General features: G+C 32.8%; 24 protein-coding genes. 10 read left to right on the plus strand and 14 right to left on the minus strand.

Annotated features, from left to right (window positions below; genetic code table 11):
- Positions 1-4 precede the first annotated feature (4 nt).
- The 3 genes from EKM05_RS07355 to EKM05_RS07365 all read right to left on the minus strand — a co-directional run bounded on the left by EKM05_RS07355 (position 5) and on the right by EKM05_RS07365 (position 2395).
- Positions 5-1285, minus strand: coding sequence for a chloride channel protein (locus EKM05_RS07355; RefSeq protein ID WP_126554399.1), 1281 nt, complete (start codon positions 1283-1285; stop codon positions 5-7).
- A 158-nt stretch (positions 1286-1443) separates the two neighbouring features.
- Positions 1444-1833 carry a VOC family protein gene (locus EKM05_RS07360; RefSeq protein WP_126554401.1) on the minus strand — a complete coding sequence of 130 codons (390 nt, stop codon included), beginning with the start codon at positions 1831-1833 and terminating at the stop codon, positions 1444-1446.
- Between the two features lies 1 nt (position 1834).
- The gene (locus tag EKM05_RS07365) at positions 1835-2395 is read right to left on the minus strand and encodes a sugar O-acetyltransferase (RefSeq protein WP_126554457.1); all 561 of its coding nucleotides are present in this window, start codon (positions 2393-2395) and stop codon (positions 1835-1837) included.
- A gap of 281 nt (positions 2396-2676) precedes the next feature.
- Between EKM05_RS07365 and EKM05_RS07370 the strand changes: the two genes are divergently transcribed.
- The 6 genes from EKM05_RS07370 (at position 2677) to EKM05_RS07395 (ending at position 8608) form a co-directional block, all read left to right on the plus strand.
- Entirely contained in the window at positions 2677-4881 is a 2205-nt protein-coding gene (locus tag EKM05_RS07370) for a TonB-dependent receptor (RefSeq protein WP_126554403.1), read from the plus strand.
- Positions 4882-5101: 220 nt separating this feature from the next.
- A complete protein-coding gene (locus EKM05_RS07375) occupies positions 5102-5722 on the plus strand; it encodes a hypothetical protein (RefSeq protein WP_126554405.1) in 621 nt (206 codons plus the stop codon).
- Positions 5723-5796: 74 nt separating this feature from the next.
- Positions 5797-7131 carry a histidine kinase gene (locus tag EKM05_RS07380; RefSeq protein ID WP_126554407.1) on the plus strand — a complete coding sequence of 445 codons (1335 nt, stop codon included), beginning with the start codon at positions 5797-5799 and terminating at the stop codon, positions 7129-7131.
- A gap of 32 nt (positions 7132-7163) precedes the next feature.
- The gene (locus tag EKM05_RS07385; RefSeq protein ID WP_126554409.1) at positions 7164-7448 is read left to right on the plus strand and encodes a 2TM domain-containing protein; all 285 of its coding nucleotides are present in this window, start codon (positions 7164-7166) and stop codon (positions 7446-7448) included.
- Between the two features lie 4 nt (positions 7449-7452).
- On the plus strand, positions 7453-7767 hold the full coding sequence (locus EKM05_RS07390) for a 2TM domain-containing protein (protein WP_126554411.1): 315 nt from the start codon (positions 7453-7455) through the stop codon (positions 7765-7767).
- 85 nt (positions 7768-7852) lie between these two features.
- Positions 7853-8608 (plus strand): LytTR family DNA-binding domain-containing protein, encoded by a 756-nt coding sequence (locus EKM05_RS07395; protein WP_126554413.1) that lies wholly within the window; start codon positions 7853-7855, stop codon positions 8606-8608.
- Between the two features lie 93 nt (positions 8609-8701).
- Here EKM05_RS07395 and EKM05_RS07400 read toward each other — a convergent pair whose 3' ends face one another.
- From EKM05_RS07400 to glf, 7 genes are all read right to left on the minus strand, one after another.
- Complete coding sequence (locus EKM05_RS07400; RefSeq protein WP_126554415.1) at positions 8702-9475, minus strand: CDP-alcohol phosphatidyltransferase family protein; 774 nt, start codon at positions 9473-9475, stop codon at positions 8702-8704.
- An 87-nt stretch (positions 9476-9562) separates the two neighbouring features.
- The gene (locus EKM05_RS07405; RefSeq protein WP_126554417.1) at positions 9563-10585 is read right to left on the minus strand and encodes a COX15/CtaA family protein; all 1023 of its coding nucleotides are present in this window, start codon (positions 10583-10585) and stop codon (positions 9563-9565) included.
- Positions 10586-10636: 51 nt separating this feature from the next.
- Complete coding sequence (locus EKM05_RS07410; protein WP_126554419.1) at positions 10637-12058, minus strand: CCA tRNA nucleotidyltransferase; 1422 nt, start codon at positions 12056-12058, stop codon at positions 10637-10639.
- A 24-nt stretch (positions 12059-12082) separates the two neighbouring features.
- The gene (locus tag EKM05_RS07415; protein ID WP_126554421.1) at positions 12083-12466 is read right to left on the minus strand and encodes a GxxExxY protein; all 384 of its coding nucleotides are present in this window, start codon (positions 12464-12466) and stop codon (positions 12083-12085) included.
- A gap of 39 nt (positions 12467-12505) precedes the next feature.
- Positions 12506-13099 (minus strand): L-threonylcarbamoyladenylate synthase, encoded by a 594-nt coding sequence (locus EKM05_RS07420; protein WP_126554423.1) that lies wholly within the window; start codon positions 13097-13099, stop codon positions 12506-12508.
- Between the two features lie 2 nt (positions 13100-13101).
- The gene (locus tag EKM05_RS07425) at positions 13102-13866 is read right to left on the minus strand and encodes a DUF4422 domain-containing protein (protein ID WP_126460464.1); all 765 of its coding nucleotides are present in this window, start codon (positions 13864-13866) and stop codon (positions 13102-13104) included.
- The gene (gene glf / locus EKM05_RS07430; protein WP_126554425.1) at positions 13859-14971 is read right to left on the minus strand and encodes a UDP-galactopyranose mutase; all 1113 of its coding nucleotides are present in this window, start codon (positions 14969-14971) and stop codon (positions 13859-13861) included. Before glf ends, EKM05_RS07425 begins: the two co-directional genes overlap by 8 nt.
- A 54-nt stretch (positions 14972-15025) precedes the next feature.
- Between glf and EKM05_RS07435 the strand changes: the two genes are divergently transcribed.
- Both EKM05_RS07435 and EKM05_RS07440 read left to right on the plus strand, forming a co-directional pair.
- A complete protein-coding gene (locus EKM05_RS07435) occupies positions 15026-15892 on the plus strand; it encodes a hypothetical protein (protein ID WP_233584054.1) in 867 nt (288 codons plus the stop codon).
- A 77-nt stretch (positions 15893-15969) separates the two neighbouring features.
- On the plus strand, positions 15970-16707 hold the full coding sequence (locus tag EKM05_RS07440; RefSeq protein ID WP_370275742.1) for a lipopolysaccharide kinase InaA family protein: 738 nt from the start codon (positions 15970-15972) through the stop codon (positions 16705-16707).
- Here EKM05_RS07440 and EKM05_RS07445 read toward each other — a convergent pair.
- The 4 genes from EKM05_RS07445 to EKM05_RS07460 are packed head-to-tail and all read right to left on the minus strand — an operon-like array spanning position 16690 to position 20429.
- Positions 16690-17481 carry a glycosyltransferase family 2 protein gene (locus tag EKM05_RS07445; RefSeq protein ID WP_126554426.1) on the minus strand — a complete coding sequence of 264 codons (792 nt, stop codon included), beginning with the start codon at positions 17479-17481 and terminating at the stop codon, positions 16690-16692. The two genes, EKM05_RS07440 and EKM05_RS07445, sit on opposite strands and share 18 nt — an antisense overlap.
- 31 nt (positions 17482-17512) lie before the next feature.
- The gene (locus EKM05_RS07450; protein WP_233579278.1) at positions 17513-18577 is read right to left on the minus strand and encodes a glycosyltransferase family 9 protein; all 1065 of its coding nucleotides are present in this window, start codon (positions 18575-18577) and stop codon (positions 17513-17515) included.
- A 19-nt stretch (positions 18578-18596) separates the two neighbouring features.
- Positions 18597-19577: a glycosyltransferase gene (locus tag EKM05_RS07455; protein WP_126460473.1), complete on the minus strand. Its 981-nt coding sequence runs from the start codon at positions 19575-19577 to the stop codon at positions 18597-18599.
- Between the two features lie 36 nt (positions 19578-19613).
- Positions 19614-20429, minus strand: a complete 816-nt coding sequence (locus EKM05_RS07460; RefSeq protein ID WP_126460476.1) for a 2,3,4,5-tetrahydropyridine-2,6-dicarboxylate N-succinyltransferase — start codon at positions 20427-20429, stop codon at positions 19614-19616.
- Positions 20430-20528: 99 nt separating this feature from the next.
- Here EKM05_RS07460 and EKM05_RS07465 point away from each other — a divergent pair, with 99 nt between their 5' ends.
- Complete coding sequence (locus EKM05_RS07465) at positions 20529-20762, plus strand: hypothetical protein (RefSeq protein WP_126460479.1); 234 nt, start codon at positions 20529-20531, stop codon at positions 20760-20762.
- Entirely contained in the window at positions 20752-21033 is a 282-nt protein-coding gene (locus EKM05_RS07470) for a type II toxin-antitoxin system RelE/ParE family toxin (RefSeq protein ID WP_126460482.1), read from the plus strand. The genes EKM05_RS07465 and EKM05_RS07470 overlap by 11 nt, the downstream gene beginning before the upstream one ends.
- Positions 21034-21328 lie beyond the last annotated feature (295 nt).

Raw genomic sequence — 21328 nt, forward strand, 5'->3', positions numbered from 1 at the left:
GAGATTATTTTATTAAACTTGGCGAATAGGAATAAACGGTAAAAGGGTAAATCATTTTTGCCGTATATTTTGATATTAAGCAAACCAACAAAATAGGAATAAACAAAGTGTAATCATTCGTTAGCCCACAAACTAAGAAAATAGAAGTAAAAGGGGCATGAATACTGGCGCTTAAAACGGCAGCCATCCCCATGATAATAAAGTTTATCGGAATTACATGAGCATTAAAATAAGTGTTTGTAACTAAAGCAAGAAGCAATCCTAAAAAAGCACCCATGAAAAGACTGGGTGCAAAAACGCCTCCATCTCCTCCTGAAGCAAGTGTGGCTGATGTTACAATGGGTTTCAGGATGATGATGCCAATGATTGTTAGTGCCAGAGGGAAAGTCAATGACATTTCATTCGAACTAACAAAAATAGTTTTAATAGCATGATAGCCTTCGCCATAAAGCTGTGGAAACAGGAATAAAGAGGAACTTAAAATCAGCGATCCTATTATAATTTTGAAATATGGAATTTTTATTCTCGTAAATTGGGCTTTGAAAAACAATACACTGCGCGTTAGATACACAGAATTCAATCCTGACAAAATGCCTAAAAGAATAAAATAGGGAATGGCTTTAAGATGCCAAGTTGTAATATTTACTGCAAACAGTGGTTTTTCGTCCAATAAAAATACCAGCCCAAAAGCAATGGCTACCGCAATCAAGTTACTAAGTAAGAATGCTCGAGTGACTTTTCTAGAAATAACCTCTATCGCAAAAAGAATTCCAGCGATCGGGCTGCTGAATATAGCTGTAATTCCAGCGGCAATTCCGGCACATATCAATTCAGTTTTGTATTGTCTAAACACATTTTGCTTTCTTTGAGCAACGGAGCCAATGGTTGCCGAAGCCACAACAGTTGAGACTTCTATCCCGGTGGAACCGCCAAAAACGACGGTCAATAATCCGTTAATGAAATGAGAAGGGATTTTATAACTGGGTAAATTTTTAGATTTAGAATTGGTGCTTTCAAAGATTTCTTTTATGCCTTTGTTTTCCTTTTTCTTAAATAAATATTCCCTAAGAAAATAAATAATCGACAATCCAAATACGGGGAAAATAACTAAGAATAGTGGATTGATAGTCGCTTGATGAAAAAATATTTCCTCATAATATTCTGTAGCATTTTTTAAAATAACACCTAAAAAAGCAGAAAGAAAACCAATCAAAACAGAGACAATAACTAATTTTCGGAATTTAATGAAGCGATAATTTTTTTTTATTCTTGCAGTAGTGTTCATTTAAAAGGGGGATGGAATCTTTATTAGTGTAATAAAAAGAATTTAACTCAATGTTGCAAAGATAAAGAAACAAAGCCAGATTAGAATTAAAAAAAGAAAGGCATGGTTTTCTTTTGCGATTCTGGTATTATTTTATTCTTTTAAATTTAGGAAGTATCTTATTTTTCATAAAATTCTAAAGGTAATTCATCCGGATCGGCAATAAAGAAGAACTTTTTTTGGGTAAATTCATCGATGCGTATTTCTTCGGAAGGGATGTTTTGATTCACAAAATACTCGCGTGTTTTCTGAATATCATCTACTTCAAAAGCTAAATGACGCATTCCTGCCGCTTCAGGAGCGGAAGAACGTTTTGGCGGATTTGGAAAAGAAAATAATTCTATTACATATTCTCCGTTAAGTGCCAAATCAAGTTTATACGATCGTCTTTCCTCACGGTAAATTTCCTGAATAATGGTAAGTCCTAAAACAGTTGTATAGAACGTTTTAGATTTTTGATAATTGGCACAAATAATGGCAATATGATGAATTTTGTTAAGTTGGATCATATTATTGTTGATTTAATTGCCGGATCACTTTTGCCGGATTTCCTACCGCCAAAGAATTGTCAGGAATGTCTTTAGTAACCACTGAACCTGCACCAATAACACAGCCATTTCCAATAGTGATTCCAGGACAAATAACGGAATTTCCTCCAATCCAGCAATCATCACCAATGGTTATTGGTAAGGCATTTTCCAGCGTTTTTCTCAGTTCAGCATCCAGCGGATGTGTGGCGGTGTACAATTGAACTCCTGGTGCAAAAAACACATTGGAACCAATAGTGACCTTGGCACAGTCTAAAACAACACAGTTTACATTAAAATACACATTTTTCCCACAACTGATATTGTAGCCGTAATCGCAAAAGAATGGAGGTTCAATGTAAAGATTTGCTCCTGCATTAGGAATTAGTTCTTTTAGAATTTCCCGTGCTTTTTTAGTTATTCTGTATTCCACAACATTTAATCGGTGGAGCAAATTTTTAGATTTTCGCCTGTCTTTTACTAAAACAGGATCGCCTGCTAAATAATATTCTCCGGCAATCATTTTCTCTTTTTCGGTTTTTATTTCCATACTTAGTTTTTTTGTTTTTGGGCATGCCCTGCGCAAAAGCTCCGGTCGGGCTATTCGTTACAATCTTTCTTGTCTCGCTTTAACATCGAGCCAAGAAAGGATTTTCACTACTATCCCTCATGCTGATCCTGCTTTTGAAGCGCAATAGTACGTTGTAAATATAATCTAAAATTAAAATTATTACAACTCATCCTCGTATTTCAACAGTTCAGTATTGTATTGTTTTTCGACCTTCTTTTCTAAAATATATTTGATTCATAAAAAAATTAAATACGATGAAACTAACATGTATTAAACAGCCAAATCATTCCAAGAAAAGTCTTAATTCGATTTTTTTATTTGCCTTTTTATTATTCAGCTTGACTGTTTTTTCACAAAATACAGTTTCCGGGAAAGTGGTAGATGAAAAAGGAAAACCGGTTTCTGGAGCTAATATTTTTATCGAAGGAACGTATGATGGTACTTCCAGCAGTGAAACGGGTGATTTTAGTTTTACGACTACAACAACTGGAAATCAGAGTTTGGTGGTGAGTTTCCTGATTTATGAAACTTTAAAAACCATAATTGATGTCGCTAATTTTAAAAATAAAACCATCAAATTACGAGAAAGCGTTACGTCGCTAGATGCAGTTGTGATTACGGCTGGAACTTTAGAAGCGGGCGATAAAGCTAGAGTTTCGGTTTTGAAACCATTAGACATCGTAACTACAGCGGGTTCCGCGGGAAATATTATTGCGGCTTTGCAAACGTTGCCAGGAACACAGACGGTAGGTGAGGACGGGCGATTGTTTGTTCGTGGCGGCGAGGCTAATGAAACACAAACTTTCGTTGATGGGATTCGGGTGGCGCAACCCTATGGCGCAACCACGAATAATCTGCCTACACGAGGAAGGTTTTCTCCTTTTCTGTTCAGCGGAATATCATTTTCTACTGGCGGATACTCAGCGGAATTTGGCGAAGCATTATCCAGTGTTTTACTTTTGAATACACAAGATGACCCAGACCAAAATAAAACTGAAATAGCACTGATGACTGTGGGTTTAGGAATTGGAAATACCCAAAAATGGAAAAAAAGTTCGTTGAGCGTAAATGCGAATTACATCAATTTAGCGCCTTATCAGGCTTTGATTCCACAAAATGTGGATTGGAACAGTCCTTTTCAATCGTTGTCTGGAGAAACGGTGTACCGTTATAATTTTAATAATGGGATTTTGAAAGTATACGCTGCTTTTGACTCTTCAAAATTTGATATTAATCAGGAAAATATCAATTCGCCGGAGAAAATCAGAGTTGATTTAAATAACAATAATTTCTATTTAAATTCGTCTTACAAAGGCGTTTTTGGGAACAATTGGCAAATTACTTCCGGGTTGAGTTATGGCTACAGTAATAATAAAATAAACATTGATTCAGATAAAGTGGCAAATGATGAAAATGCGGCTCATTTGAAATTAAAATTGAAAAAAAGTTTTTCTGAAAGAGTAAAAATTTCCTTTGGAGCCGATTATTTTATTACCCAGTTCAATGAAAATTTCAACGAAAATTCAGGGTCGGTTTTTACCAATGGCTACAATGCGAACATTGCGGCTGTTTACACGGAAGCTGATATTTTCTTCTCTAAAAAATGGGCTGCAAAAGTAGGCTTAAGAGCTTCGAATAACAATTTGCTGAACGAAACCGCTATTTCCCCCCGAATTTCATTTGCGTATAAAATGACAAAGAACAGTCAGTTTTCATTTGCTTATGGCGATTTTACTCAAACTCCAAGTGCTGAATACATTAAATATTCCAACAACAATCAGTTTGAAAGCGAAAAAGCCTCGCATTACATTTTGAATTTTCAATACCATAAAAACGGGAAAACATTTCGTGCCGAAACCTATTATAAAGACTACAGTAATTTAGTAAAATTCGACACCCAAATGGCCGCATATAATTCGGTTTACAATAATACCGGTTCTGGTTATGCTAAAGGTTTGGATTTGTTTTGGAGAGATGGAAAATCAATCAAAAATTTAGAATATTGGGTTTCTTATTCCTACATCAATACCGAAAGAGATTATAAAAACTTCAGTTCTCAAGTTACACCAAGTTTTGTTGCGGATCACAGTTTATCAATCGTTACTAAATACTGGATAAACGATTGGAAATCGCAAATAGGTTTCACGAATTCATACAGTTCCGGACGACCCTACAACAATCCAAATGAAACGAAATTTATGAATGGAAAAACCAAATCGTACAACAGTTTGAGCTTCAATTGGGCGTATTTGCTCTCACAACAAAAGATTTTATACTTCTCAGTTTCTAATGTTTTAGGAAGTCAAAATGTTTTTGGATACGAATATGTGAACAATCCGGATAATGCGGGCTTTTATAACAGAAAAGCAATTATTCCTACGGCCGATCGTTTTTTCTTCGTAGGATTCTTTTGGACGATTAGCAACGATAAAAAAGACAATCAGTTGAAAAATCTTTAAAACGAGTCATAATGTCAAAGGTATAAAATCCTAATAAACGTAAATTCATTCCACTTTATGACTTTCGGCTTTAAGACCTTTGACTGAATCACAATTCATCCATCAAAATTGACAGTTCAGTATTTATAAATTTTAATCCAATGAAAACCGAGATACTTTTGAAGTATAAATAACACAATGTTTCAATCATCAAAAAAACAACCATTAAAAATAAGAAATCATGACCAAAATTATCACCACAATCGTATTTTTTATCTGTAGTTTATTATCGGCTCAAGGGCAATTTGAACAAGGTATGGGAAAAGCATTCCAATTATGGGGCGAAGGAAAAAACACGGAAGCTTCTGATTTGTTCGAAAGAATTTCCGGTGCTGAAAAAACAAGCTGGTTGCCAAATTATTATGTTGCATTGGTGAATCCCACAACTGCTTTTAGAACAAAAGATAAAGATCAAATGAATTTATTACTTTCGAAAGCGCAAAAATCATTAGATTTAGAAATGGATAAAAATCCAAATAATGCCGAATTATTGGTTATGCAAGCAATGATTCATACGGCTTGGATTGCTTTTGACCCAATGACAAACGGACAAAAATTATCCGGAACGGTTATGGAATTGTACGGAAAAGCACAAGCAATTGCTCCGGAAAACCCAAGAGTTGTTTTTGGTAAAGCCGAATTTGAAATTGATAGCGCTCAATTTTGGGGAACAGACACCAAACCAATGTGTGCGCAAATTGAAAAAGCTATCGGACTTTTTGCTACTTTTAAACCTGAAACACCTTTTTCTCCAAAATGGGGATTGGACAGAGCATTAGCAGCACAGAAAAATTGTAAATAATTCAGTTGATTGTTTCGAATTAGTCATTTTAATGAAAAAAATAGAGAATAAAAACTATTGAAAAAAAGAGAATAATGTATATAAAACCACAATTACTAAAAGCTTTATTTATTGGGGTTATAATTTTTTTAGTGTCGTTTCTTATTGAATTTATTACTGTTGGGAGTGAGGTGTTTAGTCCTAGATTGTACGTTTACTTTTTATATTGTATGCTTTATAGTGTTACTTTGTATCTTGTAAATGCTGCTTTGTTCGTATTTTTGGACAAAGTTTTTAAAGATAATATTTACGCTCCAAAACGGATACTAATTGGATTTGTAAGTTCTTTTTTTCTCACCTTATTTGTGATTTTTTTGTTGCGAATTTTTATAAAAGTAATTATAGAAAGAAACTCATTTTCAGAATTTTTGTCCAATGAAACTCCTCAGGCTTATATAGAATCATCAATTATTACTTTTATTGTACTGTTAGGCGTTCACGCTTTGCATTTTTATAAAGCTTACAATGAAAATAAAGTCAAAGAACAGAAAATCATCGCAGGAACCGCAAATGCTAAGTTTGAAAGTTTAAAAAATCAAATAGATCCCCATTTTCTTTTCAATAGTTTGAATGTTTTAAGTGCTCTTATTGAAGAAAATCCAGAAAATGCGCAACGATTTACGACTTCATTATCTAAAATTTACCGGTATGTTTTAGAACAAAAAGACAAGGAATTGGTTCCAGTGGAAGAAGAACTGGCTTTTGCCAAAACCTATATGAATTTATTAAAAATGCGTTTTGAGAACAGCTTGTTTTATGAAGTACCAACAACAGCTATAAATCCAGAAGCCAAAGTGGTGCCACTTTCTTTACAGCTTTTGCTCGAAAATACGGTAAAGCACAATGTGGTTAGCGAACAAAGACCGTTATATATCAGGATTTATGTGGAGGGTGATTATCTGGCTGTTCAAAACGATTATCAAAAGAAAGAAGTGTTGCAAGATCGGCAAGGTGTTGGTTTACAAAATATTGTCAACAGATATAGAATTATTACTATTAGAAAAGTCCTGATTGCTCAAAACGAACAAACCTTTACGGTCAAAATCCCCATTTTAACTAAACAAATTACAGGTATGGAAACACAATATAGTAACGATGAAACTGGAGCATATTTGAGAGCATCAGAACACGTAAAAAAACTAAAAGGATTCTACGGAAATTTAATTTCATATTGTTTAGTAATCTCGTTTTTGATTTTTATTAATTTAAGTTATAGTGCAAATTTTCAATGGTTTTGGTTTCCGTTATTGGGTTGGGGAATGGGACTTACTTTTCATGGTTTTGAAGTTTTTGGATACGGAAAATCATGGGAAGAGCGAAAGATTAATGAGATTTTGAAAAAAGACAATCAGAATAATAAATGGAATTGAGATTCCCTGAATTTTAAAAAATACAAACTAATATGGACAACTCAGAAAAATATTTTCAAGCAAAAAAGCAGGTAGGAAAAATAAAAGATTTTTACAGACATTTAACAGTTTATAGTATTGTGATTATTTCTTTGGCAACTATTAATTTGACCACATCCCCTCAATACTTATGGTTTTTTTGGCCGTTATTTTGGTGGGGAATTGGATTGTTTTTTCATGGTATGAAAGTCTTTAATTATATGCCGTTTTTGGGAACTAATTGGGAAGAAAAAAAGATTAATGAGTTGATGGATAAAGATAAAAATCAAAACCGCTAATATCATGAAAACAGATGCAATTACAGAGTTACAGTATAATGAAGCGCTCGCACGTGTAAAAAAAATAAAAGGATTTTACATACATTTGATTGTTTATCTAGTAGTGAATTTAATGATTGTGTTTGTCAATATTCAAGATTTAGATGTTGGTGAAAGCTATTTTAAAATGGAGAATTTCTTTACGGCTTTCTTCTGGGGAATTGGATTAACAACTCACGCTTTTTCTACTTTTTTGCCCAATTGGATTTTTGGAAAAAACTGGGAAGAGAAAAAAATTAAGGAATTGATGGAAAAAGAGAAAAGCGAAAAATGGCAATAAGGATAAATGTTCAGTGTTCAGTTTTTTTAGTATTCAGTAAAACCTCTAACTTCTATTCTCTATTTTCTAACCTCTAACTTAAAACATGACAACAATAATCATCGAAGATGAAAAACCAGCGGCGAGGTTGCTCCAACGAAAACTGGAAAAACTAAATATTAAAGTTGGAGTGCTATTGCATTCCGTGGAAGAAGCTATTGCTTGGTTTTCTAATAATGAACATCCGGATTTGATCTTTCTGGACATTCAATTGTCAGATGGATTATCGTTTGAAATATTCGAAAAAGTATCTATTAAAAGTGCAGTAATTTTCACCACGGCTTATGATAAATATGCTTTACGGGCTTTCAAATTGAACAGTGTTGATTATCTTTTGAAGCCTATTGACGAAGATGATTTAGAGGTTTCCGTTACAAAATTTAAGGCGCGTTTACCTAAACTGGAAACAGTACAATTGGATTTTGAACAAATCAAAAAAATGTTGTCTAATCCATTTGAAAAAAATTACAAAAAAAGATTTTCTGTAAAAATAGGCCAACATTTAAAGGTGATTTCTGCCGATGAAATTGAGTGTTTTTTTAGTGAAAATAAAGGAACCTATTTGCATACTTTTGACAATAGGAATTATTTAATAGAAACAACTTTAGAACTTTTGGAACAGGAATTAGATCCAAAGGATTTTTATCGGGTAAGCCGAAAATTCATAGTTCCTCTTAAAGCAATTAAAGAAATTGTAGTCTACAGCAACTCCCGTTTGAAAGTTATTTTACCTTCTTACAAAGACGAAGAAGTAATTGTGAGTAGAGAAAAGGTTTCTGATTTCAAGAGTTGGATAGGCTGATAATGGTATTAAACAGATAAAGTATATAATGGGTATTAAATAACTCTTTTTTAGTGAATTAGGTATTCAGTATAGAATATGTCTATAGTGCTTTTATACCTTTAAAAATGTTTTTCGGATTCCAATTAGAACAAAAATGAGTGCCGTGTAAAGTATAAAAAACGGAATGATATATTCAATTAAATTCATAGGTAACATTACCGCAATTATCAATAGTTGGAAGCCCAAACCGTAGATAGAAAGTATCGTCATAAACCAATTAGGAAACGTTTTTACTTTGTAAGCTTCTTTATCAAGAGAGTGAATGATTTTGTCGAATGTTCCATAAACGAGGGTGTAAACACGGAACAGAATATCGACAGATTTTTGGGTTTCGCCGGGTAAAGCTCTGGGTGATTTGTACTCGAAAATTTTACTGGTAGTGTCTCCGCCAACGGATTTATTTCTTAAAATCACATAGTAGTAATTGTATAAAGTGCCCTGCAATTGGATGCCGATAAAAGCCAAAATAGTAACCCAAAATGATGTTTTTGAAACATAACAAATAGTCATTAAAAGCAGAAAATTTAAGACGATATCAAATACACTGTCCAAGTATCTTCCAGTATAAGAAGGCGTGTTTTTTAAGCGTGCTAGTTCACCATCTGCTGCATCAATCATTGATTTCAAAATGATAAAAAAACTTGCGAAATAGTAACTTCCTTGCAGAATACAGTAAATAGCTATCAAGCCCGAAACACCAAAAAGTAAGGTGACATGAATAGGAGTAAACCGAGTGTTTTTTAATTGATTGGCAAGAAATTTTCCAAATGGTCTTCCATAATCTGATAAATCTAAAAATTTATCTTGAGCGGCAAGTTTAGACATTTATGTTGGTAAACAAAGAAATGCGACAATATAGTCAGGTATTATTTTGAATTGAACACGGTTTAAACCGTGGGTTATGTTTATTTCTTATTTTGATAATCGGTGTAAAGTGAATGTCATTGCCGTTAATAAAAAGAAAGCCATCACTTGATGTAGTAATCCCAACCAAAGTGGGACACTGTAAAGCAGAGTAAGGATACCTAATGCAAATTGCAAGAAGACAATCAACACCAATATATTGATTCCTTTTTTCTGAAGTGAGGAAAGAGTGTATTTTCTGCTTGTAAAATAAAGAGCAAGAATTAATCCTACCACGACATACGCCATAGTTCGATGTACGAACTGAACGCCGCTTTTTCCTTCGATAAGATTTAAAAACAAGGTGCTTTTTTCTATAAAGACACTCTCGTGAATGAATTGACCATCACTCATCAGCGGCCAATGATTGTGAATCAAACCCGCATTTAAACCCGCAACAAACCCGCCATAAATGATTTGGATAACTAGAAAAATTAATGCGACACGCGCGAGATTTCGTAATGGAGGTATAGCTGTCGCTTTGTTTGGGTAGATTAAATCCAAAGCTACCCAGAGTGTGTAAGCAAACGTTATAAAGGCAAATGTAAGGTGTAATGCCAATCTAAAATGACTTACATCCGGATTGTCGATTAATCCGCTACGTACCATAAACCAACCCAGAAATCCTTGAAAAGCACCCATGAATAGTAGAACAACACATTTTTTTATAGTCTCTGTCGAAAGACGTTTCTTGAACAAGAAGTATATAAAAGGAAGGATAAACGCTAAACCTATTATTCTCCCTATAAAACGGTGAAACCATTCCCAGAAATAAATGAATTTGTAATCACTTAATGTAAAATCATTGTGGATGTTTATTTTTTGGTACTCCGGAAATTTTTTATATTCTTCAAAAGCGTATGACCATTTTTCTGCTGTTAAAGGAGGAAAAGTATCAGTTACTAAATGCCAGTCGGTCATTGATAAACCGGAATTGGTCAATCGGGTAATTCCTCCCACTACAACCATCATAAACAATAATAAGCATCCTGATAACAACCAAATGATAACGTAATTATTCTCTTTTTTCATTGTTTGAAATTAATTTTTGCAAAGATATTTGAAATGTAATTAATTGTTAACTCAACAAGCGTTAATCTTTAATCCGATTTTTGCGGCTCTTTTTAGCATAAATTGAAAAGCAGCTTCATATTCATTTGGAATTTCTCCTTCTAAAATGGCTTCTTTTATGGCTTCTTTCAGCATTCCGATTTCTTTTGAAGGCTTTAAGTTAAATTTTTCCATAATTTCTTCACCTGATATTGGTGGCTGGAAATTACGTACCTGATCCCGTTCTTCGACTTCTACAATTTTCTGGCGGACGATTTCAAAATTATTGTGGTATTTCTTGAATTTATTTGGATTCTTCGTTGTGATATCCGCTTCGCATAGTGTCATTAAATTCTCAACGTCTTCGCCAGCGTCAAAAACCAAACGGCGCACTGCAGAATCCGTTACCGTATCTTGGGATAAAACAATCGGTCGTGAACTCATCATGACCATTTTTTGCACAAATTTCATTTTTTGATTCAACGGCATGTGCAAACGTTCAAAAATCTTTTTTGCCATTTTGCCACCAAGAAATTCATGTCCGTGAAAGGTCCAGCCTTGTTTTTTAGTAAAACGTTTCGTTGGTGCTTTACCTATGTCGTGCAATAATGCTGACCAGCGCAACCAAACATCATCAGTATGCGGACAAATATTATCGACAACTTCCAGCGTGTGATAAAAGTTATTTTTATGGGTATGGCCTTCAATTTCTTCCACTTGATTCAGAGCAGTCAATTCTGGAAGAATAATATCTAAAAGTCCAGTTTTGAACAATAGCAAGAATCCTACGGAGGGTTTGTCTGTCGAAAGTATTTTATTCAATTCATCGACAATGCGTTCTCCGGAAATAATTTTGATTCGTTCCGCATTTTTGGTTATCGAATTCAGCGAATCTTCTTCGATTTCAAATCCCAATTGGTTTGCAAAACGAATCCCTCTCAACATGCGCAAAGGATCGTCAGAAAAAGTAATATTCGGATCCAAAGGGGTTCTGATTATTTTGTTTTTTAAATCTTCCAATCCGTTAAAAGGATCGGAGAGTTCTCCAAAATTAGCGGTGTTCAAAGATAAAGCCAGTGCATTTATGGTGAAATCACGACGGTTTTGGTCGTCTTCTAAGGTGCCGTTTTCTACAACTGGATTCCTGCTTTCAAAATTATAGGATTCTTTTCTGGCTCCAACAAATTCAATTTCGGTGTCTTCAAAACGCAGCATCGCTGTTCCGTAAGTTTTGAAAATCTGAACTTTTGGTTTGTTAGGAAGCAGTTGTGACACTTTTAAAGCCAATTCAATTCCGCTGCCCACGGCAACAATATCAATGTCTTTTTTAAAGTCTCTCTTCAAAAGTAAATCTCTTACGAAACCACCAATCACATAACTGTCAACGCTAAGTTCTTGAGAAGCTTGAGAAATTACTTCGAATATTTTGTTATGTAAGGCTGTTTTGTAGTTCATTTTTTATTACCGCAAATTCGCTAATTATTTTTTGGTATCAACGATACGTTTGTATTCTAAAGAGGTCAAGTTAAAATTAACCAATATTGCAAGTTTGTTTCCAGAAATTTTTAAATAATTTAAACACTGATTGTAATGACTATTGTTAAAACATTCGACAGTTTTTATTTCAAGAATTATTTTGTCATGGATAATAAAATCTGCATAAAATTTATGTTTTAAAATGGAATTTTTATAACTAACAGAATATTCTTTTTCCCTCTCATAGTGAATATTATTTTCGTTAAATTCAAATTCTAAGGCATCTTTATAAACTATTTCAGAGAAACCTTTACCAAGATTTTTGTGTACTTCATACAGGAGTCCAACAATTTTATAACATTCATCTTTATAAATTAAATCATCCATTTTTAAAATTGAATTAGCGAATTAGCGGTAAAAAAACAATTATTTCCGAATCACTTTTACCTGAGAATCACTTGTCAATTTTATAATTGTAGATGGTTTTCCGGCAATTTTTTCGCGATGCAAATTTACAACATAGTCCACGCCTTTTATAATTTCAGGACTGATTTCTTTGAAACTTTTTGGAGTAGGTTGTCCAGAGATATTTGCTGATGTGGAAACCAACGGTTTTTTCATTTTTTCCATCAATTTAAAACAAAAAGGTTCCTTTACAAGTCTAATTCCTAGTGAGTTGTCAGCTGCGATTAAATTGGGTGCTACGTTTCGTGGTTTGTCCAGAATTAAAGTGGTTGGGTTTTGATTTGCCAGTTCACTATCGGTCAGGTCAGAGAAATCCATAATTTGCCAGGCTACTTCCGGAATGTCTTTGAATACATTGTAAATCATTTTATCGCCATTCATCAAAACAATCATGCTTTGGGTTTCGGCTCTTTTCTTGAGTTTGTAAATTTTAGCGACAGCCTCTGGATTTGTGGCGTCACAACCAATTCCCCATACGGTATCAGTGGGGTAGAGGATGATTCCTCCATTTTTTATGACTTCGTAAGCATTGTGAATTTCTTGATTGATATCCATGATTATAGGTCGATTATTTTATAAGTGGGAATTGCTTTGATTTTTAATTTATTATGATAAACATAAAGATTAATTAATCTTTCAGATATAAACCCGAAAATTCGTGCTTGATAGTCATCCTTGGGAATACTGACTTTAGATTCCAATTCAAATAGAATAGAAAAAAGCCAGGTGTAATAATCATCCCAAATTTTCTTGGAACAAATCATCATATTTGCTACATGAAACAGTCGACCTTCGTCTAAATGGGTTACAATACTTTCTTTGTATTGCGGGTACTTCTCACTAATTATTTTTTTTGTTAAATCCCAATCTTCTTTTCGGTGATCTTCACAGTAGTTTTGAGTCAGTGTAGTATTTTTAAATTTATATGGTTTACAAAGAATTACATCGTACTCCGAGAGTATTTTAATGATTTTTTTTTCTAAAATTTCTCCATCAGTTTTAACTAATTTTGTTTTTTTAAAATCATCAATCTTAATTTTTTTTTGAGCGGAAGGTTGGAAATTATAAAAGGGATTGAAAAAATTAAAATACCTCCTGTAATGACAGATTCCAACGTATTCAACATCCGTAATATTTTTCCAAATCCAATAAGAAGCAGTTAATTCACAGTAGTTTTTGTTTTTATTAGCAATGTTATCGAGCGTGTTGTCTCGCAAAATATTTGTTGCAATGTCTACATTTTCGCCGACTTGTATCGGGATATGCAATTCGTTAAATAAAATAGGGGTCTCTTTATGTGTAACTGTAAAAATTTTAACCATTTTCTAGTTCTTTTTTAGATTTTATTAATGCGGATGCAATTATTTGGTGCATGTCGTAATATTTGTATTCTGCCAATCTGCCTCCGAAAATTACATTATTAAGGGTTTCGGAAAGCTTTTTATAATTGAGATATATCGCTTGATTTTTTTCGTCATTAATAGGATAATAAGCCTCTTTTTCGGACGTCCAATTTTCAGGATATTCTTTTGTCACTACAGTTTTCTTTTGGTTGCCAAATTCAAAATGTTTATGCTCTACGATCCTCGTATGTTGATATTCAATGTCATTATAGTTAATGCCTGCATTTCCTTGAAAATTCTCGGTATCCAGAATTTGTGTTTCAAATCGCAACGAGCGATATTCTAGTTTTCCAAACCGGTAATCAAAATATTCGTCAATTTTCCCCGTGAAAACAATTTTTGTTGCGATATTTTCAAAGTACTCTTTGTTTTCGAAATAATCTGTATCAAGTTTCACTTCAATGTTTTCCAATAAATTTTCTATAATTTTATTGTAACCTCCAATGGGGATTCCTTGGTAGCGATCGTTAAAATAATTATTGTCAAAAGTAAATCTAACGGGAAGTCTTTTAATAATGAAAGCAGGCAGTTCGGTGGCCTTTCTGCCCCATTGCTTTTCAGTATACCCTTTGATCAAGGTTTCGTATATGTCTTTTCCCACCAATGAAAGTGCTTGTTCTTCGAGGTTTTTAGGGTTGTCGCTTCCAAATTCCTTAATTTGATGCTCAATTTTATTTTTTGCTTCAGCCGGCGTTTTGGTTCCCCATAGCTGATAAAAGGTATTCATGTTAAAAGGTAGATTATAAAGTTTACCCTTTGAAAGCGATAGAGGCGAATATACGAAATGATTAAAATTCACGAATTGATTTACATAATCCCATATTTTCTTGTCATTGGTATGAAAAATATGCGGGCCATATTTGTGGACATTTATCCCTTCAATATTTTCACAATAAATATTTCCTCCGGTGTGTTTTCTTTTATCTAAAATCAAACACTTTTTACCCGCTTTTGTTGCCTCATGCGCAAAAACACTACCGAAAAGACCTGATCCTACTATTAAATAATCATATTCTTTTTTCATTCAACAAAAATAGATATTTAATACTAAATTGCAACAAATTTCAAATTGATGTTTATGTTAGGAAAAATACAAGTAGGTTATTTAGTCTCGTACGATTATGAACTATTAAAAAATTCGATACCAACAATATACAAAGAATCTAATACTATTTTTTTAGCTATTGATAAGGAACGAAAAACATGGAACGGTGAATTTTTTACTATTGATGATACTTTTTTTGAATGGATTGATGCATTTGATGTTGAAAATAAAATTGTTATATATGAAGATGATTTTTACGTGTCAAGTTTAACTACAATGGAATGCGAGGTTAGAGAAAGAAAAATGCTTTCTGATAAAATGGGAATAGGAAATTGGTTAATTCAAATTGATGCAGATGAATACTTTTTAGATTTTTCAGGTTTTATAAATGATCTTAGGAAGTATGATTCTTTTTTGAAAAACCCAAAAGAAAATCCTGTTCAAATAGGTTGTTTTTTAACTCACTTGTACAAATACACTAATGAAGGAATATTGTATGTTGAAAATCTTACAAGAGTTTTACTTGCTACAAACTATCCAAATTACAAAGTAGGCAGAAAGACAAAAGCAAGGGTAATTTACACGGATAAAATTCTTTTGCATGAATGTTTATCAAGAACCGAAGACCAATTAGCTTTCAAATTAAAAAATTGGGGACATAATGTACAAATTAATAACTCTTTCTTTGAAAAATGGAAATTAGTAAATCAAGAAAATTATAAAACATTTAAAGATTTTTATTATATAGAAGCTGATACATGGAAGACTTTAGGTTATTTTCCTACAAAAAATATAGATGAAATTAAAAACTATGTTAGTAATAATAAAGTACTTAGAATTTCATCACTTTATCTTTTTTTTAAAAATTTCGGACAATGGTTTAAGTATTTAGCTAAATAATATTTTTGCTTTTATTAAAACAATCGACTAATCTTATAATAAAACAATTGAAAAGAACTATAATTTTTAATACGTCATTGATAACCAATCAAAAGGTGTTAATTGATATCATTGAAAGCTTCAATTCAAAAGGAATTCTTTTTGGCGACGGAGTGCGAAACAAAATAAAACTTTTTGAATTAGAAGGGAAAACGATAAATATCAAATCTTTCAAAACCCCAAATCTGATCAATAAAATTGCCTATAAATATTTCAGAAAATCTAAAGCCAGACGTTCTTTCGAATATGCAGCTATTTTATTAGAAAAGGGAATTGGTACGCCACAACCTATAGCTTGTGCTGAAAATTTCACTTTGTTGGGATTACAAGAAAGTTTTTATATCAGTGAGCATCTTCAGGCAGAGTTAACTTTCAGAGAATTAGTGCTGCAACCTGATTATCCGGATCATGAGAATATCTTGCGGCAGTTTACCCGATTTACATTTGATTTACATCAAAAAGGAATTGAGTTTTTAGATCATTCTCCAGGAAATACTTTGATTAAAAAAGCAGATGATGGAAGCTATAGTTTCTACCTAGTTGATTTAAATAGAATGAATTTCCATCAGTTTATGGACTTCGAGCTACGCATGAAAAATTTCAACAGGCTTACGCCAAAAAAAGAAATGCTGGCAATAATGAGTGATGAATATGCCAAACTTTACAATAAGAAATACGATGAAGTTTTTGTAAAAATGTGCTTTTATACCAATGATTTTCAAATGAAATTTCATAGAAAAATTGCTCGTAAAAAGAAATTATTGTTTTGGAGATAACTGTTGTTGTCTTTTCCAAAGTTGTTCTAATTCTTGATATCGGATGTGAATTGAATTGGCGTTTAAATAGCAAATAATCAAACCTTTTTTTCCGTCAAGAAATCCTAATCGGATAATGTAATTGAACAAAAAATTATAAGCAGGATGTAAAAAATGTAATAAAACCGAAGGCTTTTGCTTTTTTAAAAACTTCTCCTGTGCTTTGAATTCTCCGTACCGAATCGTTTTCGATTTATACGCTTGAAAATTAGCATAGGAATAATGAATCAGTTTGTTTTTTAGAACACCTATTTTTCCATTCACTTTTAATTTTTCATGAACAAGCCGGTCTGTGGTATATTCAGCTTGATTTTTATTAAAAAGCCTAAATATTTTATCATTCTGATTCCCGCTGAAATGCAATACTTTGCCTTCAAACATAAAAGTTCTGTAGAAAAGAAAAGCCGAAAAGGTTTCATTGGTTTTTATTGTGGCTATAATTTCATTCTTTAATGCAGGAGTCAGTCTTTCATCTGCATCCAAAAATAAAATCCAGTCATTTTTTGCATGTAAAATAGCAAAGTTCCTTTGAGAAGAATAGTTTTTGAATTTATTTTGAATGAAAGTGACTTTTTCAAATGATTTACAAATAGCTTCTGTTTTATCGGTACTGAATGAATCGACAACAATAATTTCATCAGCAAAATCTAAATCAACCAAAAGTGGCTTAATTTGATTTTCCTCGTTTAATGTAATTATTAAAACTGAAATGTTCGTGTTGTGATTGTATTTCATTAATTTTTGAATGTTTTACAAAAATAGAATATTATTCTAAATGTGTTTCCAAGAAAGTATGTAAAGCAGGAATAATCAACTCGGGAGTAAACTCTTTGTAAAACGCAATGGTTTCTTTTTTTATGATTTTAGCCGTTTTGCCTTCAAATAAATCAGGTTTAAACTCTTGTAAATGCAGAGAAACATGATTAATTCCATCTTCAAATGTGGCCCATCCTTTTTTGTCAATCCAAGGCGAAAAAATAATAAAAGAGGGTTTTTCTAATGCTTTTGCCATATTTATTGCCCCGCCATCGTTGCCAATTATCATATCACAATGATTCATGATGGCGATAAACTCTCGAATGTTTTTTCCTAAGAGGGAGAAATAAATTTTTTGTCTAGTACTTTCTTTACACCCATTGTAAATTGTTTTTGCATCTTCAATTTGCTTTGGAAAATAATTAAAAAGAATATTCACATCTTCCTTATCTGCAATAAAATCGACTAATTGAGACATATATTCCAACGAATAGGTTTTGTCTGGACTGCTTCCAATTATGCTGACCATAACTGTTTTTTTAGATTGGTCTATACCGTGAGATTCAAAAAGTGAACTAGCAAAATCATTCTCTACTTTTGTGACATAAATTCTGGGAAATGTTTCTAATTCAATATCCAGATGCAAAGGATTTAGCAATGCTAATCGCTGTTCAATTATTAAACCTAAATTGGTATTGGTCGTTTTTTTTCTAATCACCGTATCCGTATAAAGAAAGTCTCTTCCTTTTTTCCAATACGATATTTTTTGTTTTGCACCCGATAACAATACGACAAGCCAGCTTTCTAATTTGGAATACGCATCTATAATAATATCATATTTTTCAGTTCGAATGGATTTCAATAATTTAAAATATTCCCATTTGCTTTTTTGATGTTTTTCCTGGAAAAGGATGAGATTATCGAAACTTGTATTTCCTTGTAAAACAGCAATGGTAGATTCGTAAACCATATAATCAATTTGCGCTTTTGGGTAGGCTTTGCGCAAATTATTGCATAATATGGAGCTTACTAAAACATCTCCAATCATTTTTTGTTGAATTACAAGTATTTTCATTTGAAGTAAATTTGAAAAGTTATGCTTTTGTTTTCAAGTAATTCATTGCACGAGGACTAATCCAGGTTTGTTTTCGTAGGACATTTAAATAATAAATGGATAAATTTTTAAGCATCAATCGATTCACTTTCAATTTTGGAATAAAAAATAAAAACACGCTTAAAAGCGACAAAAATAGTTTCTCACTAAGAACTCCTAAAATTAATAATGTATGTAAATAGAGTTGTATTCCTGTTGAAAATTGACTGCTGATGTACACGTGTTTTGAGATGATCACTTCTGTTTTCGTGAGTGCTTTTGTCTTTACGTTTAATCGGGATGCACCACCATGTTGATGGAAAATAGTAGCTTTTCGGGTAACGGCAACTTTTCCATCCGTATCAGAAATTTTTTTACAAAGTGCAACATCTTCAAAATAAAGCCAAAAATCTTCATTCCAGCCTTGAATTTTGTTAAACCATTCTCGGCTTATGAAAATGACCGCTCCGGTAACCCAATCTGGGTAAAACAACTCATTGTTGTTATTAAAACGTTTTTCTAATTTTGCCTTATTCAGTTTTCTAAAAATAGATCTTGACACTCCGAAAAATCGTCCTAAAGCCGGAAATAAATTGTTTTGTTTGTAAAAAACTTCGTTTTCGTTTATTTGTAAACAGGATAAAATTCCAATTTCTGGATGGGAAACAGCCGTTTCTAAAAGAGTTTCAAGGGCTTCAAGAGTAAGTTTTGTATCTGGATTTAAAAAAAGGAAATGGTTTCCCGTAGCAATGCTTGCACCAAAGTTGCAACCATTTGAGAAACCATTATTACCAGTGTTTTCTATAAATGTAAACTTGGAATATTTTTGTTTAAAAATGTTGAATTGTCCGTCATTCGAAAAATTATCAACAATGATGACTTCGAATGAGAATGTTTTCGAAATAATTGTATCAATGGATTCTAAACATTCGTCTAAGGCTTTCCAACCACGGTAATTGACAATAATTATTGAAATATCCAATAGGTCTTTTTATAAAGATTTTTAAACGAATACGGATTAAACCGCTACGTCATATTCACGTAAAGCATTATTCAATGATGTTTTTAAATCAGTTGAAGGTTTACGAGTTCCAATGATTAAAGCACAAGGAACCTGGAAGTCTCCTGCTGGAAATTTCTTAGTGTAACTTCCTGGAATCACAACGGAACGGGCAGGAACATATCCCTTCATTTCAACGGGAGTTTCTCCGGTTACATCAATAATTTTTGTGGAGGCAGTCAGGCAAACATTGGCACCAAGTACCGCTTCTTTCCCAACATGTACCCCTTCAACTACGATACATCGGGAACCAATGAAAGCGCCGTCTTCAATAATTACAGGAGCCGCTTGCAAAGGTTCAAGTACGCCACCAATACCTACACCACCGCTTAAGTGTACGTTTTTACCTATTTGAGCACAACTACCTACGGTTGCCCATGTGTCTACCATAGTTCCTTCGTCTACATAAGCACCAATGTTTACATAACTTGGCATCAAGATAACACCACTGGAAATATAAGCACCGTAACGCGCTACTGCGTTAGGAACAACACGAATTCCTTTCTCGGCATAGCCTCTTTTCAATAACATTTTGTCATGGTATTCGAAAATTCCAGACTCTAATGTTTCCATTTTTTGAATAGGGAAATACATTACTACTGCTTTTTTTACCCATTCGTTTACTTGCCATCCCTCTCCAACTGGTTCAGCAACACGTAATTTTCCGGTATCTAATAATTCAATAACTGCTCTGATAGCATCAGTTGTTGTAGTTTCTTGTAACAAAGCACGGTTTTCCCAAGCTTGTTCTATAATCGGCTGTAATGGATTCATTTTTGATAGATTTTTGACAAAGATAGGGTTTTTAACTAAAAGCAAAAAGTCAAATTAATTTGAAAATGTTATATATTTGTACTTTAAATTGTAGGTACTATGGAAACCATTAGATTAGAATTTCAACCCGAAATCAAAGCCAAAATTCTGGAGTTATTGAGTTCCTTTTCATCAGATGAACTTACAATAGTTCAGGAAAGGTCAATTTTTGAAGAAGAAAAAAGAATGCTTCAGTCCAGGATTGATAAGATTGATAATGGTACTGCTGTATATTCTACTTTTGAGGAATTGGATATTTTGCTGGAAAAAACGATATCAAAATATGAGGATTAAATTAACTATCGAATTTAATCATGATTTAGATGTTATAATTGATTTCATTTCAAAAGACAAACCGCTTACTGCAAGAAAATTTAAAATTGCATTGATAAAAAACATAAAAAAAGATATGCAGCAGCCTTTTCTTTTCAAAAAATCAATTTATTTTGATAATGAAAACACAAGAGATTATGTTTTTAAAGGTTATACAATCGTTTTTAAAGTTGATGTTGCACACGAAACTGTTTTAGTTGTGGCAATTTTGAAACATAGGAATTCGTTTTAAGTAAAAATAGTATGGAAACCATTAGATTAGAATTTCAACCCGAAATCAAAGCCAAAATTCTGGAGTTATTGAGTTTCTTTTCATCAGATGAACTTACAATAGTAAATAGTACAGGAAGATGAGGCGTTTACTAGAAATAAAAAAAAATTAGACGCTTCACTAGAAAAAAATCATAATGGTACTGCAAAACTTTATACAATATACTAAGTTGATGCCTATCTTGATAAAGTGATTTCAAAATATGAAAATTAATTATTCTGATTTTTTTTATGGATTTAGCCGATTAAGCTCAATA

The sequence above is a fragment of the Flavobacterium sp. GSP27 genome, assembly GCF_003970395.1.
Lineage (GTDB): Bacteria > Bacteroidota > Bacteroidia > Flavobacteriales > Flavobacteriaceae > Flavobacterium.

What these genes read in the sequence shown, in the direction of transcription:
- EKM05_RS07355 (WP_126554399.1), bottom strand. Translation starts at nt 1,285, where the DNA reads ATGAACACTACTGCAAGAATAAAAAAAAATTATCGCTTCATTAAATTC.
- EKM05_RS07360 (WP_126554401.1), bottom strand. Translation starts at nt 1,833, where the DNA reads ATGATCCAACTTAACAAAATTCATCATATTGCCATTATTTGTGCCAAT.
- EKM05_RS07370 (WP_126554403.1), top strand. Translation starts at nt 2,677, where the DNA reads ATGAAACTAACATGTATTAAACAGCCAAATCATTCCAAGAAAAGTCTT.
- EKM05_RS07375 (WP_126554405.1), top strand. Translation starts at nt 5,102, where the DNA reads ATGACCAAAATTATCACCACAATCGTATTTTTTATCTGTAGTTTATTA.
- EKM05_RS07380 (WP_126554407.1), top strand. Translation starts at nt 5,797, where the DNA reads ATGTATATAAAACCACAATTACTAAAAGCTTTATTTATTGGGGTTATA.
- EKM05_RS07385 (WP_126554409.1), top strand. Translation starts at nt 7,164, where the DNA reads ATGGACAACTCAGAAAAATATTTTCAAGCAAAAAAGCAGGTAGGAAAA.
- EKM05_RS07390 (WP_126554411.1), top strand. Translation starts at nt 7,453, where the DNA reads ATGAAAACAGATGCAATTACAGAGTTACAGTATAATGAAGCGCTCGCA.
- EKM05_RS07395 (WP_126554413.1), top strand. Translation starts at nt 7,853, where the DNA reads ATGACAACAATAATCATCGAAGATGAAAAACCAGCGGCGAGGTTGCTC.
- EKM05_RS07400 (WP_126554415.1), bottom strand. Translation starts at nt 9,475, where the DNA reads ATGTCTAAACTTGCCGCTCAAGATAAATTTTTAGATTTATCAGATTAT.
- EKM05_RS07405 (WP_126554417.1), bottom strand. Translation starts at nt 10,585, where the DNA reads ATGAAAAAAGAGAATAATTACGTTATCATTTGGTTGTTATCAGGATGC.
- EKM05_RS07410 (WP_126554419.1), bottom strand. Translation starts at nt 12,058, where the DNA reads ATGAACTACAAAACAGCCTTACATAACAAAATATTCGAAGTAATTTCT.
- EKM05_RS07415 (WP_126554421.1), bottom strand. Translation starts at nt 12,466, where the DNA reads ATGGATGATTTAATTTATAAAGATGAATGTTATAAAATTGTTGGACTC.
- EKM05_RS07420 (WP_126554423.1), bottom strand. Translation starts at nt 13,099, where the DNA reads ATGGATATCAATCAAGAAATTCACAATGCTTACGAAGTCATAAAAAAT.
- EKM05_RS07425 (WP_126460464.1), bottom strand. Translation starts at nt 13,866, where the DNA reads ATGGTTAAAATTTTTACAGTTACACATAAAGAGACCCCTATTTTATTT.
- glf (WP_126554425.1), bottom strand. Translation starts at nt 14,971, where the DNA reads ATGAAAAAAGAATATGATTATTTAATAGTAGGATCAGGTCTTTTCGGT.
- EKM05_RS07435 (WP_233584054.1), top strand. Translation starts at nt 15,026, where the DNA reads ATGTTAGGAAAAATACAAGTAGGTTATTTAGTCTCGTACGATTATGAA.
- EKM05_RS07445 (WP_126554426.1), bottom strand. Translation starts at nt 17,481, where the DNA reads ATGAAATACAATCACAACACGAACATTTCAGTTTTAATAATTACATTA.
- EKM05_RS07450 (WP_233579278.1), bottom strand. Translation starts at nt 18,577, where the DNA reads ATGAAAATACTTGTAATTCAACAAAAAATGATTGGAGATGTTTTAGTA.
- EKM05_RS07460 (WP_126460476.1), bottom strand. Translation starts at nt 20,429, where the DNA reads ATGAATCCATTACAGCCGATTATAGAACAAGCTTGGGAAAACCGTGCT.
- EKM05_RS07465 (WP_126460479.1), top strand. Translation starts at nt 20,529, where the DNA reads ATGGAAACCATTAGATTAGAATTTCAACCCGAAATCAAAGCCAAAATT.
- EKM05_RS07470 (WP_126460482.1), top strand. Translation starts at nt 20,752, where the DNA reads ATGAGGATTAAATTAACTATCGAATTTAATCATGATTTAGATGTTATA.